The 18,283-nt window shown below is 39.1% G+C and carries 14 protein-coding genes and 1 other annotated feature; of the genes, 1 reads left to right on the top strand and 13 read right to left on the bottom strand.

Annotated elements, in window-relative coordinates; all coding sequences use genetic code 11:
• The first annotated feature begins 9 nt into the window (after positions 1 to 9).
• Positions 10 to 1,530 carry a glucose-6-phosphate dehydrogenase gene (gene zwf / locus NE257_RS10570; RefSeq protein WP_040365977.1) on the top strand — a complete coding sequence of 507 codons (1,521 nt, stop codon included), beginning with the start codon at positions 10 to 12 and terminating at the stop codon, positions 1,528 to 1,530.
• Between the two features lie 125 nt (positions 1,531 to 1,655).
• Here zwf and NE257_RS11700 read toward each other — a convergent pair whose 3' ends face one another.
• From NE257_RS11700 to ftsZ, 13 genes are all read right to left on the bottom strand, one after another.
• Entirely contained in the window at positions 1,656 to 1,955 is a 300-nt protein-coding gene (locus NE257_RS11700; protein WP_338127569.1) for an AbrB family transcriptional regulator, read from the bottom strand.
• 11 nt (positions 1,956 to 1,966) lie between these two features.
• A complete protein-coding gene (locus NE257_RS11695; protein ID WP_338127556.1) occupies positions 1,967 to 2,293 on the bottom strand; it encodes a hypothetical protein in 327 nt (108 codons plus the stop codon).
• An 18-nt stretch (positions 2,294 to 2,311) separates the two neighbouring features.
• Positions 2,312 to 2,617 carry an AbrB family transcriptional regulator gene (locus NE257_RS11690; protein WP_338127555.1) on the bottom strand — a complete coding sequence of 102 codons (306 nt, stop codon included), beginning with the start codon at positions 2,615 to 2,617 and terminating at the stop codon, positions 2,312 to 2,314.
• A 338-nt stretch (positions 2,618 to 2,955) separates the two neighbouring features.
• The gene (locus NE257_RS10560) at positions 2,956 to 4,272 is read right to left on the bottom strand and encodes a CitMHS family transporter (protein WP_251886413.1); all 1,317 of its coding nucleotides are present in this window, start codon (positions 4,270 to 4,272) and stop codon (positions 2,956 to 2,958) included.
• Between the two features lie 282 nt (positions 4,273 to 4,554).
• A complete protein-coding gene (locus NE257_RS10555) occupies positions 4,555 to 5,997 on the bottom strand; it encodes a glutamate synthase subunit beta (protein ID WP_251886412.1) in 1,443 nt (480 codons plus the stop codon).
• A 7-nt stretch (positions 5,998 to 6,004) separates the two neighbouring features.
• On the bottom strand, positions 6,005 to 10,504 hold the full coding sequence (gene gltB / locus NE257_RS10550; RefSeq protein WP_251886411.1) for a glutamate synthase large subunit: 4,500 nt from the start codon (positions 10,502 to 10,504) through the stop codon (positions 6,005 to 6,007).
• 338 nt (positions 10,505 to 10,842) lie between these two features.
• On the bottom strand, positions 10,843 to 13,635 hold the full coding sequence (gene ileS, locus NE257_RS10545; protein ID WP_251886410.1) for an isoleucine--tRNA ligase: 2,793 nt from the start codon (positions 13,633 to 13,635) through the stop codon (positions 10,843 to 10,845).
• Positions 13,636 to 13,686: 51 nt separating this feature from the next.
• Positions 13,687 to 13,899, bottom strand: a binding site (T-box leader).
• Positions 13,895 to 14,623, bottom strand: a complete 729-nt coding sequence (locus tag NE257_RS10540) for a DivIVA domain-containing protein (protein WP_251886409.1) — start codon at positions 14,621 to 14,623, stop codon at positions 13,895 to 13,897. (Overlaps the previous feature by 5 nt.)
• Before the next feature lie 19 nt (positions 14,624 to 14,642).
• Positions 14,643 to 15,425 (bottom strand): YlmH family RNA-binding protein, encoded by a 783-nt coding sequence (locus NE257_RS10535; RefSeq protein WP_251852370.1) that lies wholly within the window; start codon positions 15,423 to 15,425, stop codon positions 14,643 to 14,645.
• Positions 15,426 to 15,441: 16 nt separating this feature from the next.
• Positions 15,442 to 15,702: a YggT family protein gene (locus NE257_RS10530; protein ID WP_052607498.1), complete on the bottom strand. Its 261-nt coding sequence runs from the start codon at positions 15,700 to 15,702 to the stop codon at positions 15,442 to 15,444.
• 23 nt (positions 15,703 to 15,725) lie between these two features.
• Entirely contained in the window at positions 15,726 to 16,325 is a 600-nt protein-coding gene (locus tag NE257_RS10525) for a cell division protein SepF (protein WP_251886408.1), read from the bottom strand.
• A gap of 16 nt (positions 16,326 to 16,341) precedes the next feature.
• On the bottom strand, positions 16,342 to 17,013 hold the full coding sequence (locus NE257_RS10520) for a YggS family pyridoxal phosphate-dependent enzyme (RefSeq protein ID WP_251886407.1): 672 nt from the start codon (positions 17,011 to 17,013) through the stop codon (positions 16,342 to 16,344).
• A gap of 13 nt (positions 17,014 to 17,026) precedes the next feature.
• Positions 17,027 to 18,265 carry a cell division protein FtsZ gene (ftsZ, locus tag NE257_RS10515; protein WP_007207102.1) on the bottom strand — a complete coding sequence of 413 codons (1,239 nt, stop codon included), beginning with the start codon at positions 18,263 to 18,265 and terminating at the stop codon, positions 17,027 to 17,029.
• Positions 18,266 to 18,283 lie beyond the last annotated feature (18 nt).

Below are 18,283 nucleotides of genomic sequence, written 5' to 3'. Positions count from 1 at the left end.
GTGGATGAAATGGATAATAAAAAGGTTTTATTAACAATTTTTGGTGGTACAGGTGACTTAGCACAGCGTAAGCTCTATCCTTCTTTGTTCCGTCTTTATTTAAAAGGACAATTAAAAGAATCATTTGCGGTAATTGGGACCGCAAGAAGACCTTGGACAAATAACACTTACCGTGAAGTAGTCCAAAAAGCAGTCGCAAGTTTAGCACAAACACCTGAACAAGCTGCAACATTTGCTTCTCATTTCTATTATCAATCCCATAATGTCAATGATACAGAACATTACGTCGCATTGCGTGATTTAGCAGACCAACTAGATGAACAATACCAACTAGCAGGGAATCGACTATTTTATTTAGCAATGTCCCCTAATTTCTTTGGTACGATTGTCCATCACCTAGAGTCGCAAGGCATGATTACGACGGATGGTTACCATCGCGTCATCATCGAAAAACCATTCGGAACAGACTACAATAGTGCCGAAACATTAAACGCAGAAATTACCGATGTTTTCTCTGAAACCGAGATTTACCGCATTGATCATTACCTTGGAAAAGAAATGATTCAAAATATATCTGCTATTCGTTTTGCTAACAATATTTTTGAATCACAATGGAACAATCGCTACATTGCGAATGTCCAAATTAATATCGCAGAAGACCTAGGTGTTGAAGAACGTGGCGGATATTATGATAAGAGCGGTGCGTTAAAAGACATGGTACAAAACCATATCTTGCAAGTTCTTTCCCTCCTTGCGATGGAACCACCAATTGAATTTAGCGAAAAAGGTATTCGCCAAGAAAAGATCAAAGCACTTGAAGCCATTCGTATTTACAAGGAAGACGAAGTGAAAGAACACTTTGTCCGCGGTCAATACGCTGCTGGAAAACGCAATGATCAAACTTTTGCAAGCTATCGTGAAGAAGAGAATGTCGCAGCTGATTCACAAACGGAAACTTTTGTTGCTGGTAAATTTTATATCGATAACTTCCGATGGTCAGGTGTGCCCTTTTATATTCGCACAGGTAAGCGCCTGACTGAAAAAGGCACACGCATCAATATTGTCTTTAAACAAGTACCTGTCAATGTGTTTAAGACCTCTATTAACGAACCTTGTGAACAACAATCGCTCGAACCAAATGTGTTAACCATTTATATTCAGCCAACAGAAGGCTTCTCTCTTTCACTTAACGGGAAAGAAGTAGGTAATGGCTTTGACATGCATCCTGTAAAATTAGACTATCGTAATAGCTCTGAAATATTGGAAAACACACCTGAAGCCTATGAAAAACTACTTTTAGATGCGTTAAATGGTGATGGCACCAACTTTACGCACTGGGATGAGGTTGCGCAGTCTTGGCGAATCGTCGATGTCATTCGTCATGCTTGGGATCACTCGACTGCGGAGTTCCCTAACTACGCTGCCGGATCGATGGGACCAAAAGAAGCAGACGAATTGCTCGAAAAAGATGGCTTCAAGTGGATTTGGTCACCAGACGTTTGGTATCGTGAAAGAGGATTACTGGATTAATCCGTATTTCAAAATACAAAAAATTTTCCACGAAAACAGACTAACCTCTTACTACCTAGTCGGCAGCTAAGAAGTTAGTCTGCTTTATTTCCCATAATTTACTATTCCTCCACGAAGATCTCGAGCTAAGAAACAAAAAAATGAACCAAAAATGGCATAACTATCACTGAATAGAGCATTCGACAAATTTGAACGGCAGTAATTTTTGGCATATCACCACCGAAATCACCTGCAATTAGCGCGATATCAGTTGCTCCAGCTGGAGAAGAGGCAAAAAGAGCAGATTGTAAATCTAAAAAACCTAAACGATAAGCAGAGAATGCAAAAATAAAGTTAATAACCAAATAACTAAAAAGCAACGTTATAGCTGGGAAGATCAATTGACCCATCTGAAGAATGCTATGCAAAATAAACGTGCACCCGATAATAGAGCCCGCTAATATTTGCGCGAAATAACGAATATTAGCTGAAAGAGGAGCAGTATTTTTGTTAACTTTAACACTATCGAGAAGATTAATGAAAAAATTAAAGCCCCTACTGGAATTTCAGACAACACATCTAAAATGCCTCCAATACTAGAAATAAGTAAAACAAGAAGATTATTTTTCGTTTGATTCATGACTCCAAAAGGCAGTTGTTTTTTCAATGTTTCTTTTTCAGTCGATTCCTCTGCGTTCTTGCTTTGTTTAATAAAGTGATCTAAAATCAATTGAATCCAATAAAGTAAAATAAGTAACATTCCAACTAAGCGAATAAGCTGCATCGTAGCAACAATCTCTGATTACGCACCCATATCAATACTGATCAAGGAAACATCCATGATACCTCCAGTCAAGCAAGATAATAAGGCAGTAATTGCATCCATGTGGAAGAAAAGAGAAAATATTTTTCCCATTACAAACATATTTAAAGTAAAAAATAAAAGTAGTAAAAGAATTGGTTTCGTCAGTCTTGGTAGTTGTAGAACATCCTGTTTGCTCACTTGCTGACCCAGATAAGCACCACTTATAATCTGCGCGATAACCTTGATACTTCGTGGCATATACATTTGACCAGTGTTAATAGAAATGATTGCGACTACCAACATACTCCCTGTCATAAAACTAGCTGGCATATTTAGTTTTCAAGCAAATTTTCCACCACCGAACCCCACTATACCTGTAATTACTGTACTGAATAACATTGGATACTTTCTCTTGAAGTAGTATTACTCGGCTATAATTTGTTAGCGCTATCAACAAATTACTAACAAAACCCTTAGCTCACTATTTTACCTGTTGTCTTTCCTAATTACTAGCGATCACTTGGTCTTTATTTGGGTTTATTTCAAAAAAAAATCGAATAATTCAGTTACAAACTGTAACAAAATTATCCGATACATTTAACAACCACTACTATCAAAAAACAACAATCCCTTTGTACTTGCTAAGCAGTCAGTGGTACCAGTCCAAAAACAATACCAATAATTACATAGATGATAAAAATTCCGATAGCCCATAAAACACTCTTCTTTTGCCATTGACCCATATCGACATCTGTTAAACGTAACAACACATAAATAAATGGCACTAAAGGACTTAGTAAATGGAATGCTTGTCCCATTAATGAAGCAAATCCGAGCTGTAGTGGGGTAAAACCGTAACTTGCTCCTGACTCTGCAAGTACTGGTAATACGCCATAATAGAATGCATCATTTGATAAAAAGAACGTTCCTGGCGCTGATAAAATAGCGACAATCAGTCCCCAATATTTCCCTAGACTGGCTGGAATAATCGATGTCATACTAGTCGCAATTGCAGCATTCATTCCAGTTCCTTCCAATATCCCCATGAAGATCCCCGCAGCAATGACTACCATAGCTACTTGGCCAGCATCTGGTAGATTAGCCTCCATACGACTTCTTTGATCAGCAATCGATGGATAGTTAATTACTAGACCTAAAGCAGTCCCTGCAATGAATAAAATAGCAGAAGGAATAATCCCCCAAATCAACAAGATAATAATAACTGCAGTCAAAATAAAATTAATCCATATTTTTTTAGGACAACGAATAGCCATTAGTGCTGGATCGGCAATAGTCGTCAATTCATTTAATTCTTCAGGTGTAAACTCAATAATTCCCAAACGCTTACGCTCTTGTTTCCCCATAATATAAGCAACTACTAACATATAGACTGTTGCAGCAATAATCATTGGAACTAACCCTCGCATAACTTGTGATTCGTCTAAATCAAGCACTGTAATCACTCGGGCTGTTGGTCCACCCCATGGCAAAAGATTCAAAACAGAATGAGATAAGATGGTTAACACAGCTAAATCCAACATTCGTAAACGTAACTTTCGGTAGATTGGCACAAATGCTGAACAAACGATAATCATTGTAGTAGTACCGTCTCCATTTAACGAAACCCCAGCAGACAATATTACAGTCGCCATCATAACTTTTAATGGATCCCCTTTTGCAAATCGGATCATCGCATTTGATAACGGATCAAATAGTCCAGTATCAATCATTAAGGTAAAGAATAACACAGCAAACAAGAGCATTACTGCAGTGGTACTTGTCGTTTTAACTCCTTCTAAAGCTGCCACTCCCAAGTCTAGAGTCCAAAATCCTAATATTTGCCCGATAACGCCAAAAATGATTGGAATTATCGTCAAAGCCGCAAAAGGACTCATTTTCTTTGCCATAATCAAAATCATAAATACAACAATCAATGCATAAGCCATAAAAGTAATCATTAAATTTCCCCCTTAAATAAAGCGAATAGTTATAGAATTTATTGATTTATATAAGATTATCAGGCAATTGGACATGTAATGCTTTACCATTTCAAAACTAAGGAAGATACTTAGCTATATAAGAAAACAATATTACTAGTTATTAACAAAATTCAAAAAGATTTCTATTCAGTAGAAATCTTTTTGAAACTTTACACTTGTATTTACTGGAACATATCATATGTCATTCCATTAATTGATAGTTCAAAAAGGGCAAAGATGCATGCATCTTTGCTCTTTTGTTTATTGATAGGTCAATGCGCGTAATGATTCATCGACTTTTTCTGCTACCATACGGCCTTCTTTGATTCCCCAGATAACTAAGCTTTGGCCGCGCTTGGCATCGCCAGCAACAAGTACTCGTTCATTATTTGTTGTGTGATCACCATAGATTTCTTCGACGCCAAATTCATCAAATAATTTTTTCTCAGGGCCAGCAAAGCCCATTGCTAATAGGACAAGATCTGCTTTTAATACTTGTTGTGTTCCTTCGATTGGTTGGCGATAGTCATCAACTTTGACCGTTTCGACACCAATCAATTGTCCTCTTTCTGCACCGATAAAGGCAGTAGTTTGGATTTGATTATAGAAAAGTGTTTCCGATTCAAAGACTTCCTCTGCTTCAGCTTGGCCGTATCCTACTGTTTTCACCATCGGATATTCAGGCCAAGGATTGGTTGTATCGCGTTCACCTGGTCGTGGTGGATTGATTTCAAATTGTCGGACGGAGGCTGCCCCTTGACGAATCGCAGAACCGATACAGTCATTCCCTGTATCTCCACCACCGATGACAATCACGTGTTTTCCTTCCAACTTGCGACTAGTCGCATCTTTCCCATGTTTTAACACATCCTTGGTCGCTTCTGTTAAGTAATCAACAGCAAAGCGAATCCCATTTAATTCTCGACCTGGCACTTTTAAATCTCGTGGCACACTGGCCCCAGTCGCTAAAATGACGCGATCATATTGCTCTTGTAATTCTTCAGAAGTAATATCTCTGCCAACTTCTGTATTCGCAATAAACGTGATACCTAAATCCATCATAAGATCGATGCGTCGTTGTACGACATCTTTATCTAATTTCATATTAGGAATCCCATACATTAACAAGCCACCAAAGCGATCACTTCGCTCATAGACTGTTACCGAATGACCTAATTGATTTAACCGCCAAGCAGCGGTCAATCCTGCAGGACCACTCCCAACAATGGCAATCGTAAAATCTGTCTTAGTATTTGGTAAACCAGACTCTTTCACCCAATCATTCTCAAATGCTGTATCAATGATAAATCGTTCATTATCATGAATCGAAACACCTGAACCATTCAACGCCTCGGTACAGCTTTTCTCACAAGGTGCAGGACAGACTCTCCCAGTCATTTCAGGTAAAGGGTTGGTCCGAGCTAATCGTTCAAATGCATCCTTGAAGCGCCCTTGATACACCAAATCATTCCATTCAGGTATCAAGTTATCATTTGGGCAGCCTGATACTGCCCGTTTTCCTCCAAAGAAGACACCTGTATGACAAAACGGTATCCCACAATTCATACACCGTGATGCTTGTTCTTGTCTCTCTTCCACTCCTAAAGGAATTTGAAGTTCATTCCAATCTTTAATTCGCTCTTCAATTGGACGATATGGATTGTCTTTTCTTGCATGTTTTAAATAACCAAAAGGATCAGCCATTCACTTCTCACTCCTTTCTACTAGGTATCGTCAATTGTGTCCCTACGACAGACTCAAAAGCCATTTCAATAGCATCCGTTTCATTGTAGCCAGCGTCTTTAAAAGTTGCTGTCGTATCAAGCATATGATGATACTCAGTAGGATATACTTTGACAAAATGCTGTTGCTCTGTATTCCAATGATGCAAAATATAGGCCGCTTTTGTCGACTTTGTATAGGCCAAATGTTTCTCAATTAATTCTTTTAACACCTGGTCATCACCTGATTCATTTAGGCCAAACAAATCGACCATTTCCATGTTGCATTTTTCAGCAAAAGTATGTGTCGGATCGTAGACATATGCGACACCACCAGACATCCCTGCGCCAAAGTTACGACCTGTTTTACCTAAAATAACGGCAACCCCACCAGTCATATATTCACACCCATGATCACCGACACCTTCGACCACGACTTGTGCGCCACTATTTCTTACACAGAAGCGCTCGCCCGCGATTCCTCTAAAGTATGCTTCACCGCGATTGGCGCCAAAACAAGCAACGTTCCCAACGATTGGTGAATGATCGACATCATAGCCGGCGTCTTCAGGAGGAACAATAATTAAACGCCCACCACTGAGGCCTTTCGCGACATAGTCGTTGGCTTCGCCGATTAGTTTTAATTGCATGCCTTGCGTGATAAAGGCACCAAAACTTTGGCCAGCTATTCCCGTATAGGTATAGTTTAACAAGCCTGGTTTCAATGAATAATTTCCGAAACGTTCCGCTAGCCAACCGGCCATTCGTGCTCCGACAGACCGTTGCACATTGTTAATCGCATGTGAGACAAAAATAGGTTGTTGCGATTCAATGGCTCCTTGACTGTAAAAATCAAGTTCTTTCCATTGACGTTTTTCAGCAAAAGGATCTTCTACTTTGCGTTCGATTCCAATTTCAGTTCCAATCATTCTTGAAAAGTCTAATGACTTCGCTTTTCCTTTTGGTACGAAGCGTGGTTGTAATACTTCCGCATGGCCGACCATTTCATCAATTGTGCGAAATCCTAATTCGGCCATTACTTCCCGTAAATCCTCAGCTAAGAACATCATTGCATGAATAACATGCTCTGGTTTTCCAGCGAAAAACTTCCGTAAAGCTGGGTTTTGTGTCGCCACACCCACAGGACAAGTATTTAAGCTACATACGCGCATCATCACACAACCAACAGCTACTAGCACTAGTGAAGCAAAGCTATATTCTTCAGCACCTAAAAGTGTTGCAACTGCAATATCGCGACCTGTCATCAATTTTCCATCTGTTTCCAACACCATTCGTTGGCGTAAATGGTTCATGCTTAACGTCTGATGCGCTTCAGCAACCCCCATTTCCCATGGAAGGCCTGCATCGCGGACAGAATTTCTCGGCGATGCACCCGTTCCACCATCATAGCCAGAGATAACGACGACATCCGCACCCGCTTTGACGACACCAGTGGCGATTGTTCCGACACCTGTACTGGACACAAGTTTCACATTGATTCGAGCATATGGATTAATGGTTTTCAAATCATAAATCAATTGAGCCAAATCTTCAATAGAATAAATATCATGGTGCGGTGGTGGTGAAATTAAGCGGACACCTGGTGTTGACCCCCGAATCTCAGCAACCCATGGGAAAACTTTATTCCCTGGAAGTTGTCCACCTTCACCTGGTTTTGCTCCTTGTGCCATTTTAATTTGAATTTCTTCAGCACTCATTAAGTACTCCGCATTCACACCAAAACGACCTGAAGCGACCTGTTTAATTTTACTATTGTAATTTACACCGCTTGCTTCAGGTTTGAAACGATTGCGATGCTCGCCTCCTTCACCACTGTTTGATTTTGCACCAATTTGATTCATGGCCTCGGCGATACATTTATGAGCCTCTTCACTTAACGAGCCATAGGACATCGCACCGACTTTAAAGCGCTTGACAATCCGTTCCGCTGGCTCAACTTCAGTAATTTCAATCGGTTGCCGTTTATGTTTAAATTCCCACATGGCACGCAATGTCGTCGGAGATTCCAGTGCCTCAAGGTTCATTTGATTGGCATATTCTTTGTAGAGTTGGTAATCGCCTGTCCGTACAGCTCGTTGGAAGTTATAGATTGTTCGCGGATTGTACAAATGGTGCTCGCCATCTTCTTTAAATTGGAAGCTCCCACCTGATGGCAAGTAGTCATTGGCTTTTTCACCGTAAGCTGCATCATAACGTTTTGCATATTCCTCTTCGATTTGATTCAGTGAAAGACCACCGATTCGTGAAGCAGTTCCGGTGAAAAATTCATCTACGACTGCATTTGAAATACCAACTGCTTCAAATAATTGTGCTCCTTGGTATCCCGCAACTGTCGAAATCCCCATCCGAGACATGATTTTAACAATTCCTTTTTCACACGCCTTGCGATACGATTCGACTTTATCAGAAAGGTGATAATAATTTAACGTTTCATATGCGCCATAAGGATGAATTGCACCCGCTCCGTATCCAATTAACATCGCAAAGTGATGAACTTCACAGGCTTCTGCCGTATCAGCGACAATGGATACTTGAGATCCTTTTCCTTGACTGACCAAATAATTATGCAACCCTGATACCGCAAGTAAAATTGGGATCGCCATTTTCCCTTCTTGGCGATCACGATCAGTCAAAATCAAAATGGTTGCGCCTTGATCAATTTTCGCTTCAGCCTCACGACACAAATTTTCCATCGCTTGTCGCAAGTTATGGCGTTTTTCTTTCTGGTAATCATAGAGAATCGATTGAGTCACTGCTTGTTGATACTTGCGCTTCATTTGTTTCATTTTTAAAAAGTCTTCCGTTGACAATACCGGACTATTTACTTTTAATTTGCGACAATTTTCAGGAATATCTTGACTAATATCAGAATCACGGCCCAAAAATAGCTCCGTTCCAATAACTAATTTCTCACGAATCGCATCGATTGGCGGATTGGTTACTTGAGCAAACTGTTGCTTAAAGTACGTAAATAAAGACTGTGGTTTTTCACTTAAAACAGCTAAAGGTGAATCAAATCCCATCGAAATGACTGGCTCTTCCCCTTTTTGAGCCATAGGAATAATTAGGGTCCGAATGATTTCATCCGTATAACCGTTTAATTTCCAAAGTTTAAGTAATTCTGCCTCAGATAGAGACAAAGCTTCTTCTGGATGTGCAGATAACATATCTAATGAAAGCATTTGGTTTTTTACCCATTTTTTATAGGGATATTGTTTGGCATAATGGGCTTTAATTTCTTCATTATGTAGGACTTTACCAGTCGTTGTATCCACTAAAAAGACATTTGCTGGCCCTAACACACCTTTTTCAATAACGGTAGCTGGTTCCAAATCCACCACACCAGATTCTGAAGCGACAACAACCAACCCGTCTTTTGTGATGGAATAACGAGATGGTCGTAAGCCATTACGGTCAAGTGCCGCACCTACCATTTCACCATCCGTAAAGCAAAGGGCAGCTGGTCCATCCCAAGGTGCCATAAAGCTTGCATTGTATTCATTAAATGCTGTAAGTTCAGGACTTAAGTTTGCTTCTTGCCCCCAAGCTTCTGGTACCATCATCATTAATGCTTGCGGAATATCCCGACCATTTCGATAAAGGTATTCCATGCAATTTTCTAATTTTGCAGAGTCTGAGTTTTCTTCATCATACATCTCGATTTGATGACTATGCATCCAGTTTTCCGCTCCACGCAAGGTGTTGATTTCTCCATTATGTGCTAAAAAGCGAAACGGCTGTGCTCGATTCCAACTTGGAAATGTATTGGTTGAGAAACGTGAATGAATTAAGGCAATACTTGTTTCAATCGTCGGATCTTGTAAATCTTTATAGAATAAGCGCACTTGATACGCATGCAACATGCCTTTATAGACTACAGTTTTACTTGAAAGACTACAAATTGACAGCTCGTTGGCATGGTATTCTTTTTCAATTTTCCGACGCAGATGGAACAATTGATCCTCAAACTCACGTCCAGCTGCTACATCTAATGGTTTTTCAATAAATAATTGGACAAAGTTAGGCATTACTTTTTGTGCACCTGGTCCACAATTAGAAAAAGCATACGGAACATCTCTTGTCCATATCACCCGAAAACCAGCATGCTGGATATCATTTACTAGTGCTCGTTGCAATTCATTTTTAAACTCTTCTTCCTTTGGTAAAAAGAGCATTGCAACAGCATAATCACCTTTACTTGGAAGCTGAATTGCTTGTTCGTTCGCTTTCTTTTGAAAAAAAGAATCTGGAATAGCCATTAATATCCCGGCACCGTCACCAGTATCTGGTTCTGCTCCAGTACCGCCACGATGATTCATTCGTTCTAACATTGTCAATGCATAATCCACCAACTGATGAGAAGACTCTCCGTGGCGATTTGCAATAAATCCCATTCCACATGCATCTTTTTCAAAAGAAGGATCATACATTGTGTGCGGTTGTTTCTTAGCCATACTTGTTTCACTCATGAGACTCACCATCTTGATATTATTTGAAAATTCAGACTATTATAGTCTAAAAAATGAATAAATGAAAATTTAACTAGAATAATTATTACTTTTTTTACCAAACTGTTAGAATTATCAATGTACTACTCAGTTTACACATTTTTTGAAAATTTTCCATAAATTTTTGTCAGAATCAAATGAGAATCGTTCTCATTTTTATAACTGTAAGCAAACCAATATTTTTATTATGAAATAAGAATGGTATAGACTAATAAAAAAAAGAGGAACTCTCCTTTGAACAATTTGTTTATTGGCCTAGCCAATTCTATTGTTCAATGAAAAGTTCTTCTATTTATTTATTATTCAAAGCCTTCTGCAACTGCATCTGGGAATTCTGCTAGTACGACTTCCGCACAGTGATCACACAATCCTGGCAATTCATGATGTGCACCAACATGTGTTTTCATTTGACGGCAACGCTCACAAACCACACCCTCTGCCTTCTCAACTACGAATGCAACATCTTCAAAGACTTGTGCGTTGGCTGGTGTTTCTTCACCAACTGGACGGACATCGAAGAAATCTGGTGAAACAATAAGTAATTGAGCTACATTGCTGTCTACAGCTTTTAATAAAGCATTTACTTGTTCATCTGGATAAACGGTCAATTTAGCTTCCATTGATTTACCAATTTGTTTTTCATTACGCGCAACTTCTAATGCTTTTAAGACTTTATCGCGGAATTCTAGAAAGGCTACCCATGTATCTAGTAATTCCTCTTGATTAGCAAACTCTTGGAACTCTGGGAATTCGGAAAGTTGAACGTACGCTTCTTCTTCTTTCAAGTGAGACCAAATTTCTTCCGCTGTATGTGGAATAATTGGTGTCAACAGTTTCGTCAAAGTAATGGCTGTTTGATAGAACACTGTTTGCATGCAACGACGATCGTGATTCTCTTTTGCTTCGATATAGACAACATCTTTGGCAAAATCTAAGTAGAATGAAGATAAATCTACTGTTAAGAAATTAATTACCGTTCGATAGATATGCAAGAAGTTGTAGCTTTCATATCCTTTTTCGCGAATTTCTTTCACTACTTGATTTAAACGAACTGTCATATATTTATCAACTGAGCGTAAATCTTCATACGCCACGCTATCTGTTTCTGGATTGAAGTCTTCCGTATTTGCTAATAAGAAGCGCATTGTATTACGAATTTTACGGTACACCTCAGATACTTGGCTTAAGATATCCATTGAGACACGTACATCTGATTCATAATCGACACTACTTACCCAAAGACGTAAAATATCCGCTCCCATTTGGTTGATGACTTTCTCTGGTAAAATTGTATTACCAAGAGATTTACTCATTTTACGACCTTCACCATCCAAAGTAAATCCTTGCGATAGAACGGCTTTATATGGCGCAACACCATTTATAGCAACACTCGTCGTAATACTTGAGTTAAACCAACCGCGGTATTGGTCAGAGCCTTCTAGGTACATATCTGCCGGGAAGCTTAAGTCTTCGCGTTGACGCAAGACTGCTTCATGAGATGACCCAGAGTCAAACCAAACATCCATGATATCCGTTTCTTTTGTGAATTGACCATTTGGTGAACCTGGATGAGTAAATCCTGCTGGTAAAAGTTCTTTGGCTTCACGTTCAAACCATACATTTGAACCAAATTCTCCAAATAATTGTGCCACGTGTTCAATGGTTTCTGGCGTTAAAATTGCTTCACCGTTCTCAGCGTAAAATACTGGTAATGGTACACCCCAGGCACGTTGTCTTGAGATGACCCAGTCACCTCTATCGCGAATCATATTATGCAAGCGCGTTTTACCCCAAGGAATAATCCAATTCACTTTGTCAACTTCGTCCAAAATATCTTGACGGAATTTATCTATCGATGCAAACCATTGTGGTGTCGCACGGAAAATTACTGGTTTTTTCGTACGCCAGTCATGTGGGTAACTATGGGTGAAGAAGTCTAATTTCAACAGGGAGCCTGTTTCTTTTAGTTTTTCTGTGACGATTGGATTCGCTTTTTCGTAAAACAATCCTTCAAAGCCAGGTGCTTCATCTGTATAACAGCCACGACTATCGATTGGTGATAGAATATCCAAATGATATTTTTTTCCAATAATAAAGTCATCTTCCCCATGTCCAGGAGCAGTATGCACCAGACCAGTACCGGCATCAAGCGTCACATGATCTCCAACCATAACAAGAGAAGTACGATCGTATAATGGATGCTTAGCGGTCATTAGATCCATGTCTTTTCCGGCAACTTCTTTTAATACAGTAACTGATTCCCAGCCGATTTCATTTGTAACGGCTTCTAATAAATCTTTTGCGACAACAAATTTGCGTCCGTCCGCTTCAATTTGGACATATGTGTATTTTGGATTGACAGAAATACCTAAGTTAGCAGGAATGGTCCAAGGAGTAGTTGTCCAAATAACCAATGCAGTATCAGTATCCAAAATCCCTTTGCCGTCAACAACATCAAAAGCGACATAGATTGATGGTGATTTTACATCTTTGTATTCAATTTCTGCTTCTGCTAATGAAGACTCACTAGATGGCGACCAATAGATTGGCTTCAATCCTTTATAGATGTAGCCTTTTTCAGCCATTTTCCCAAAGACGCGAATCTCAGCAGCTTCATAATCAGGAGTTAGTGTCACATATGGATGGTTCCAGTCTCCGGAAACACCTAGACGCTTAAAGTCATTTCTTTGTTTGTCGACTTGTGTTAATGCGTAGTCGTAACACTTTTGGCGGTATTCAGCCAATGACATTTCTTTTCTTTTGATTCCTTTATTTGTTAATACTTGTTCAATTGGCAGACCATGCGTATCCCATCCGGGTACATAAGGTGCGCGGAACCCAGACATTGATTTCGAACGAACGATGATGTCCTTACTGATTTTATTTAATGAATGGCCTAAATGGATATTTCCATTTGCATACGGCGGTCCATCATGCAAAACAAAGGTTGGTTTGCCCTCATTTTTTTCTTGTCGTAAACGATATAAATCTTTTTCTTCCCATTCTTTTTGCCAATCAACTTCACGATTTGGCAAATTACCACGCATTGGAAAAGCAGTTTTTCCAAGATGCAGAGTTTCTTTCATTTTCATTTCGTTCGCTCCTATCTTTTTCTGAATAAAAAAGTCCCTTCATACAAAGTATGAAGGGACGAATCAATCGTGGTACCACCCAAATTTCCAAATAGACACACCTATTTGCTTTCATGATTGATAACGAAATCACTCGTTGCTTCTTACTTTATTCTGAAGCAAAACAAATAGATGATTACTTTAGATACAGGGTTTACTAGTCTCTCACCATCACTAGCTCGCTAAAAAATTGAATCTAAACTACTGTTCTATTCTAGCTTTAGTTATTCTCTGGTCCAGGGATATCGATAATTTTTTCAGTAGCATCGACAACAACAATCGGTTCTTCGGCAACTGCTTCTTCAGTCACTTCGATAGCCGGTGTTTGTTGTGAGTTTACTGCATTTTCTTTTTCGCTGTCAAGTTCTTTTGATAAAACTTCACGAATAACAGAATGACTATCTTGTACGTAGCTAGAGAATGGTTTTAAGATTTCTTCCCATTCTGGACTTTTTACTTGTTCTAACTGAGATTCCAACATAAGTGATAAATTGCTGTGGAAGACGCGCGTCTTTTTCTTTAAGTCATTTGTTTCTGTGACAAGCTGACGGGCATTTTCAGTTGCTTCAGTTAAGATTTCTTTTGCTTTGTCCTCTGCAGCTGTCGTTAAAGCATGCGCACGTTTCTCCGCATTGGAAACTAGTTCATCGGCACGATTTTGAGCAGCAGTAACTAGTACTTCCGACTCTTTGCTTGCGCTTGATTTTACTTTATCAGCTGTGTCTTGTGCCACAATAATTGATTGATTCAATGCATCTTTTAATTCATTGAAGTATTCAAGTTTTTCTTCAGCATGTTTCAATGCTTTTTCTAGTTCACGATTTTTTTGAACCGCTGTTTCGTAATCACGTACGACTAAATCTAAAAAGTCATCTACTTCACTTTTTTCATAGCCACGCATTTTACTCGGAAAGCTCTTATTTTGAATATCTAATGGAGTTAATGCCATTTTTTACACCTCTTTATTTTTATTTGCGCAATACATCGATTGCCAAACGGATCTTTTCTTTTTTAGTTGTACCACCTTGTCGCTGAATTTGCAAACGACCAAATCCACGAATGGATACAATATCTAACAATTCTAGCATAAAGTCAGGTCTTTGTGCGACACGCCAATTTACTTTAACTTTTCCCGCCTCAATCAATTGTTTTGAACGTTGACGTGAAATGGAAAAAACATTGGCTATCACTGTATCTAAGCGCATAGAACTCACCGTCGTCGCCTCTTCAAGCCAAGCATCTTTAGGTGAAACTAAGTCGATATACTCTTTTACAAGTAAGCGTACATTGACTGAACCAATTTTCGTTACTTGCATTTGAATATAATTTTGGACTTCTTTGGCGACCAACACTTGCCACCGACTACCATCTGAGATAATATCGCCGAAATATTCACGCTTAAGACCCGAGTTCACGAGCGTTCCCAAGATTTTACCATGTGAAAGCTGCGTAAATTTTTCCGGATAATTTATTTCAAAAAGGACAATGTCAAATTCTTCTTGCGTTGGAGTATAGTAATCGGGAAAAATCAGGCATCTGGTTCGCTCTGCTTGCTCATATCCACCGTAGAACTCAAATTTTAAATCTGATTGTTGTCTGACAATCGTTTCTAAAATATATGCTTGTCGTGGATCCAAAAACTCGGTTAAGTACGGAGCATACTGCATTTGGACTTTTTCAATCCAATCTTGAACAGCATCAATAAATGGACGTTCATCGCTTCTAAAATGCTGATAAATATTTGCGTCCACCGGAATATGCTCCTTTCTAGATTAACATCATCAATAAAATTGTTAGACCTTTGCCTGCCAAATCTAATAAAATAATGGCTACCGCAATTGTAAAGTCAATCGGACCTATCTGTAAGCGCAAATGGTCAAACATGCTGAGATATGGCTCACATATTTTTCTTAAAAGCTTTCCCAAAAAACTTTGGTAGGCTCCAGGAAACCAGGAAAGTAAGGCATAAATAACTAACAAAATTGAATAGAAGTAGATTGCCTTATTTATTAATGAAACAAGTTGTATGATTAAAATATGATGCACCTCCCTTATAGATCAAATAGTTTATTATCAACGAGAGATTGTGCAGTTCCATCGATTTCAATACCTTTTGGTGTACATAAAAAGATTTCATCGGCTACTCGTTTAATATCGCCATCTTCAGCATACACGGCACCTGTCAGAAAATCAACAATTCTACGAGCTTGTGGTTCATCAATTAAGTGAAAATTAACTAATACCGATTCCCCACTGATGACATGCTTAGCGATAATCATTGCTTCAGAATAGGCTTTTGGCTCAACAATCATAATTTTATTTGAGTGAGAGACCGCTTTTTCTCTCATCGTACTTTTTTGCGTTGAAGAATGTTGCATGGTCACAACTTTTTTCGAAGGAACCGTGGTCTTATCTTCATACACTTTAGATTGTCTAGTTTCTTGTCTTGTCACTGGTCTCTTCGGTGTGTATTGTTTATTAGCTGTATGGATGGTAGCTGTTTTTTTGGATTTTGGTAAAGGCTCAATGGATTGTTTTGGCTGAGAGTTTTTAGGCTTCATCGTTGGCGATTCATTGAAGTACGGATCTTCATCCATATAATTTTCATCATCCAGACCAAAAAAATTGGTGATTTTCAATTTTAAGGACACAAACTTTCCTCCTTTTCTATTCTTTCACTAAGGCAGTTCCAACCCGAATAAATGTGGCACCTTCTTCAATCGCAACGGTATAATCATTGCTCATCCCCATGCTTAGTTCATGGCAAGGTGCGTACGTAAGTTGTTGGGCTTCGATACTCTTTTGCAAATTCCGTAATTGCAAAAAAACATCGCGTTGTTCTGATTTTGTTGATTGAAATGGCGCCATCGTCATTAAACCGACGATTTCAACCTTATCAAATTCACTAAGTTGTTCGACAAATGATGATAATTCAGATGGTTTAATGCCCTGCTTTGATTCTTCGCCAGAAACATTAACCTCAATGAAGCAACGTATTTTTTTTGTTGCTCTTTTTTGAATTTCATTTGCCAACGATAGGCTCTCTAACGCATGAAAATAGTCGACTTCATTGATAACATGCTTTACTTTTCTTCGTTGTAAATTCCCGATGAAATGCCAAGTCACATTCAAGTCTTTCATCGCTTCTTTTTTGGCTAAAAAAGGTTCTACGCGGTTTTCTGCGCAGTCTGTCACGCCATTTGTGACGACTTCAATCGTTGTTTCTAAATCGACTGTTTTAGTTACGGCTACAATCGTGACACTTTCTCTTTGACGTGAAGCAAGAGCACATGCTTTCTGTACCTCTTGCTCCACCTTCCGCAAGTTCTCAGAAATCATGTGCTCTTCCTCCTTATCTTTTACGACGGAAAAATGGGGGTGTACTTAATTCGTCGTCCGAGTTCTTTTGTTCATCACGAGAAAATGTATCAAATTCTTTTTTTTCAATCGTATCAAACTGTGTTTCGTCAACTTTAGGGCGTACAGTTTGTTCTTTACGAATATCCCAATCACCAAATGCTGTTTCTTCTTCAGCTGGCGTTGGTTGTGCTTGATCTAATTCGATTGTTGGTTTTTGTGCTTTGGGTTGGATCTGACTCGTTCTTGAAGAACGGGCAGATCGACTATCCTTTTTTGTTGGGTCAATACCTGTCGCAATGACCGTCACGCGGATTTCATCACCCATATCTTCATTGATTGATGTACCTAAGATAATATTTACATCGCCACTTGCAGCGCTTGACACAATATCAGAAGCATCTTGTGCTTCAAATAAAGTCATATCTAGCCCACCAGTAATATTTAATAACACTTGCTCTGCACCATCAATTGACGTTTCAAGTAATGGTGATGAGATTGCTTTTTTCGTTGCTTCAATCACACGTTCTTCACCACTAGCAACACCGATACCCATTAAAGCAGTACCTTGGTTAGCCATTACTGTTTTCACATCAGCAAAGTCAAGATTTACGTAACCTGGAGCTGTAATCAAATCAGAAATACCTTGTACTCCTTGACGCAATACATTATCTGCTTCACGGAATGCTTCTAACATTGGTGTCTTTTTGTCAACAACTTCTAATAGACGATTGTTTGAAATAATCAGTAAAGTATCAACATTTTCTTTTAATTTTGCAATTCCTTCCGCAGCAAAGCGGCCACGTTTTGGTCCTTCAAAAGTAAATGGACGAGTAACTACGCCGACTGTTAATGCGCCAATTTCTTTTGCAATACTTGCTACGATTGGAGCAGCACCAGTACCCGTTCCACCGCCCATACCTGCAGTGATAAATACCATATCCGCGCCTTCTAATGCTTCACGGATTAATTGTTCACTTTCTTCCGCTGCTTTTTCACCTACTTCAGGTTGAGAACCAGCGCCAAGACCTCTTGTATATTTAGGGCCTAATTGAATAACTGTTTCAGCTTTTGAATTTTTTAAGGCTTGCACATCTGTATTGACTGCGATGAATTCAACACCTTTTACATTTTCTTCGATCATACGGTTTACGGCGTTACCACCGCCACCGCCGACACCGATAACTTTGATTACAGCGCCTTCGTTTACATTATTGTCAATTGAGAATTCCATAATTTGTATTCCTCCTGC

It is taken from the genome of Enterococcus italicus (genome assembly GCF_023743875.1).
GTDB lineage: Bacteria > Bacillota > Bacilli > Lactobacillales > Enterococcaceae > Enterococcus_G > Enterococcus_G italicus.
The sequence above is the reverse complement of the archived record's forward strand: the minus strand, read 5'-3'. Positions and strand labels throughout refer to the sequence as shown.

Excerpts from the sequence above, each read along its gene's own strand:
- zwf (WP_040365977.1), top strand. The coding sequence starts at position 10 with ATGGATAATAAAAAGGTTTTATTAACAATTTTTGGTGGTACAGGTGAC.
- NE257_RS11695 (WP_338127556.1), bottom strand. The coding sequence starts at position 2,293 with ATGCAGCTTATTCGCTTAGTTGGAATGTTACTTATTTTACTTTATTGG.
- NE257_RS11690 (WP_338127555.1), bottom strand. The coding sequence starts at position 2,617 with ATGTTGGTAGTCGCAATCATTTCTATTAACACTGGTCAAATGTATATG.
- NE257_RS10560 (WP_251886413.1), bottom strand. The coding sequence starts at position 4,272 with ATGATTACTTTTATGGCTTATGCATTGATTGTTGTATTTATGATTTTG.
- NE257_RS10555 (WP_251886412.1), bottom strand. The coding sequence starts at position 5,997 with ATGGCTGATCCTTTTGGTTATTTAAAACATGCAAGAAAAGACAATCCA.
- gltB (WP_251886411.1), bottom strand. The coding sequence starts at position 10,504 with ATGAGTGAAACAAGTATGGCTAAGAAACAACCGCACACAATGTATGAT.
- ileS (WP_251886410.1), bottom strand. The coding sequence starts at position 13,635 with ATGAAAATGAAAGAAACTCTGCATCTTGGAAAAACTGCTTTTCCAATG.
- NE257_RS10540 (WP_251886409.1), bottom strand. The coding sequence starts at position 14,623 with ATGGCATTAACTCCATTAGATATTCAAAATAAGAGCTTTCCGAGTAAA.
- NE257_RS10520 (WP_251886407.1), bottom strand. The coding sequence starts at position 17,013 with ATGATTTCTGAGAACTTGCGGAAGGTGGAGCAAGAGGTACAGAAAGCA.
- ftsZ (WP_007207102.1), bottom strand. The coding sequence starts at position 18,265 with ATGGAATTCTCAATTGACAATAATGTAAACGAAGGCGCTGTAATCAAA.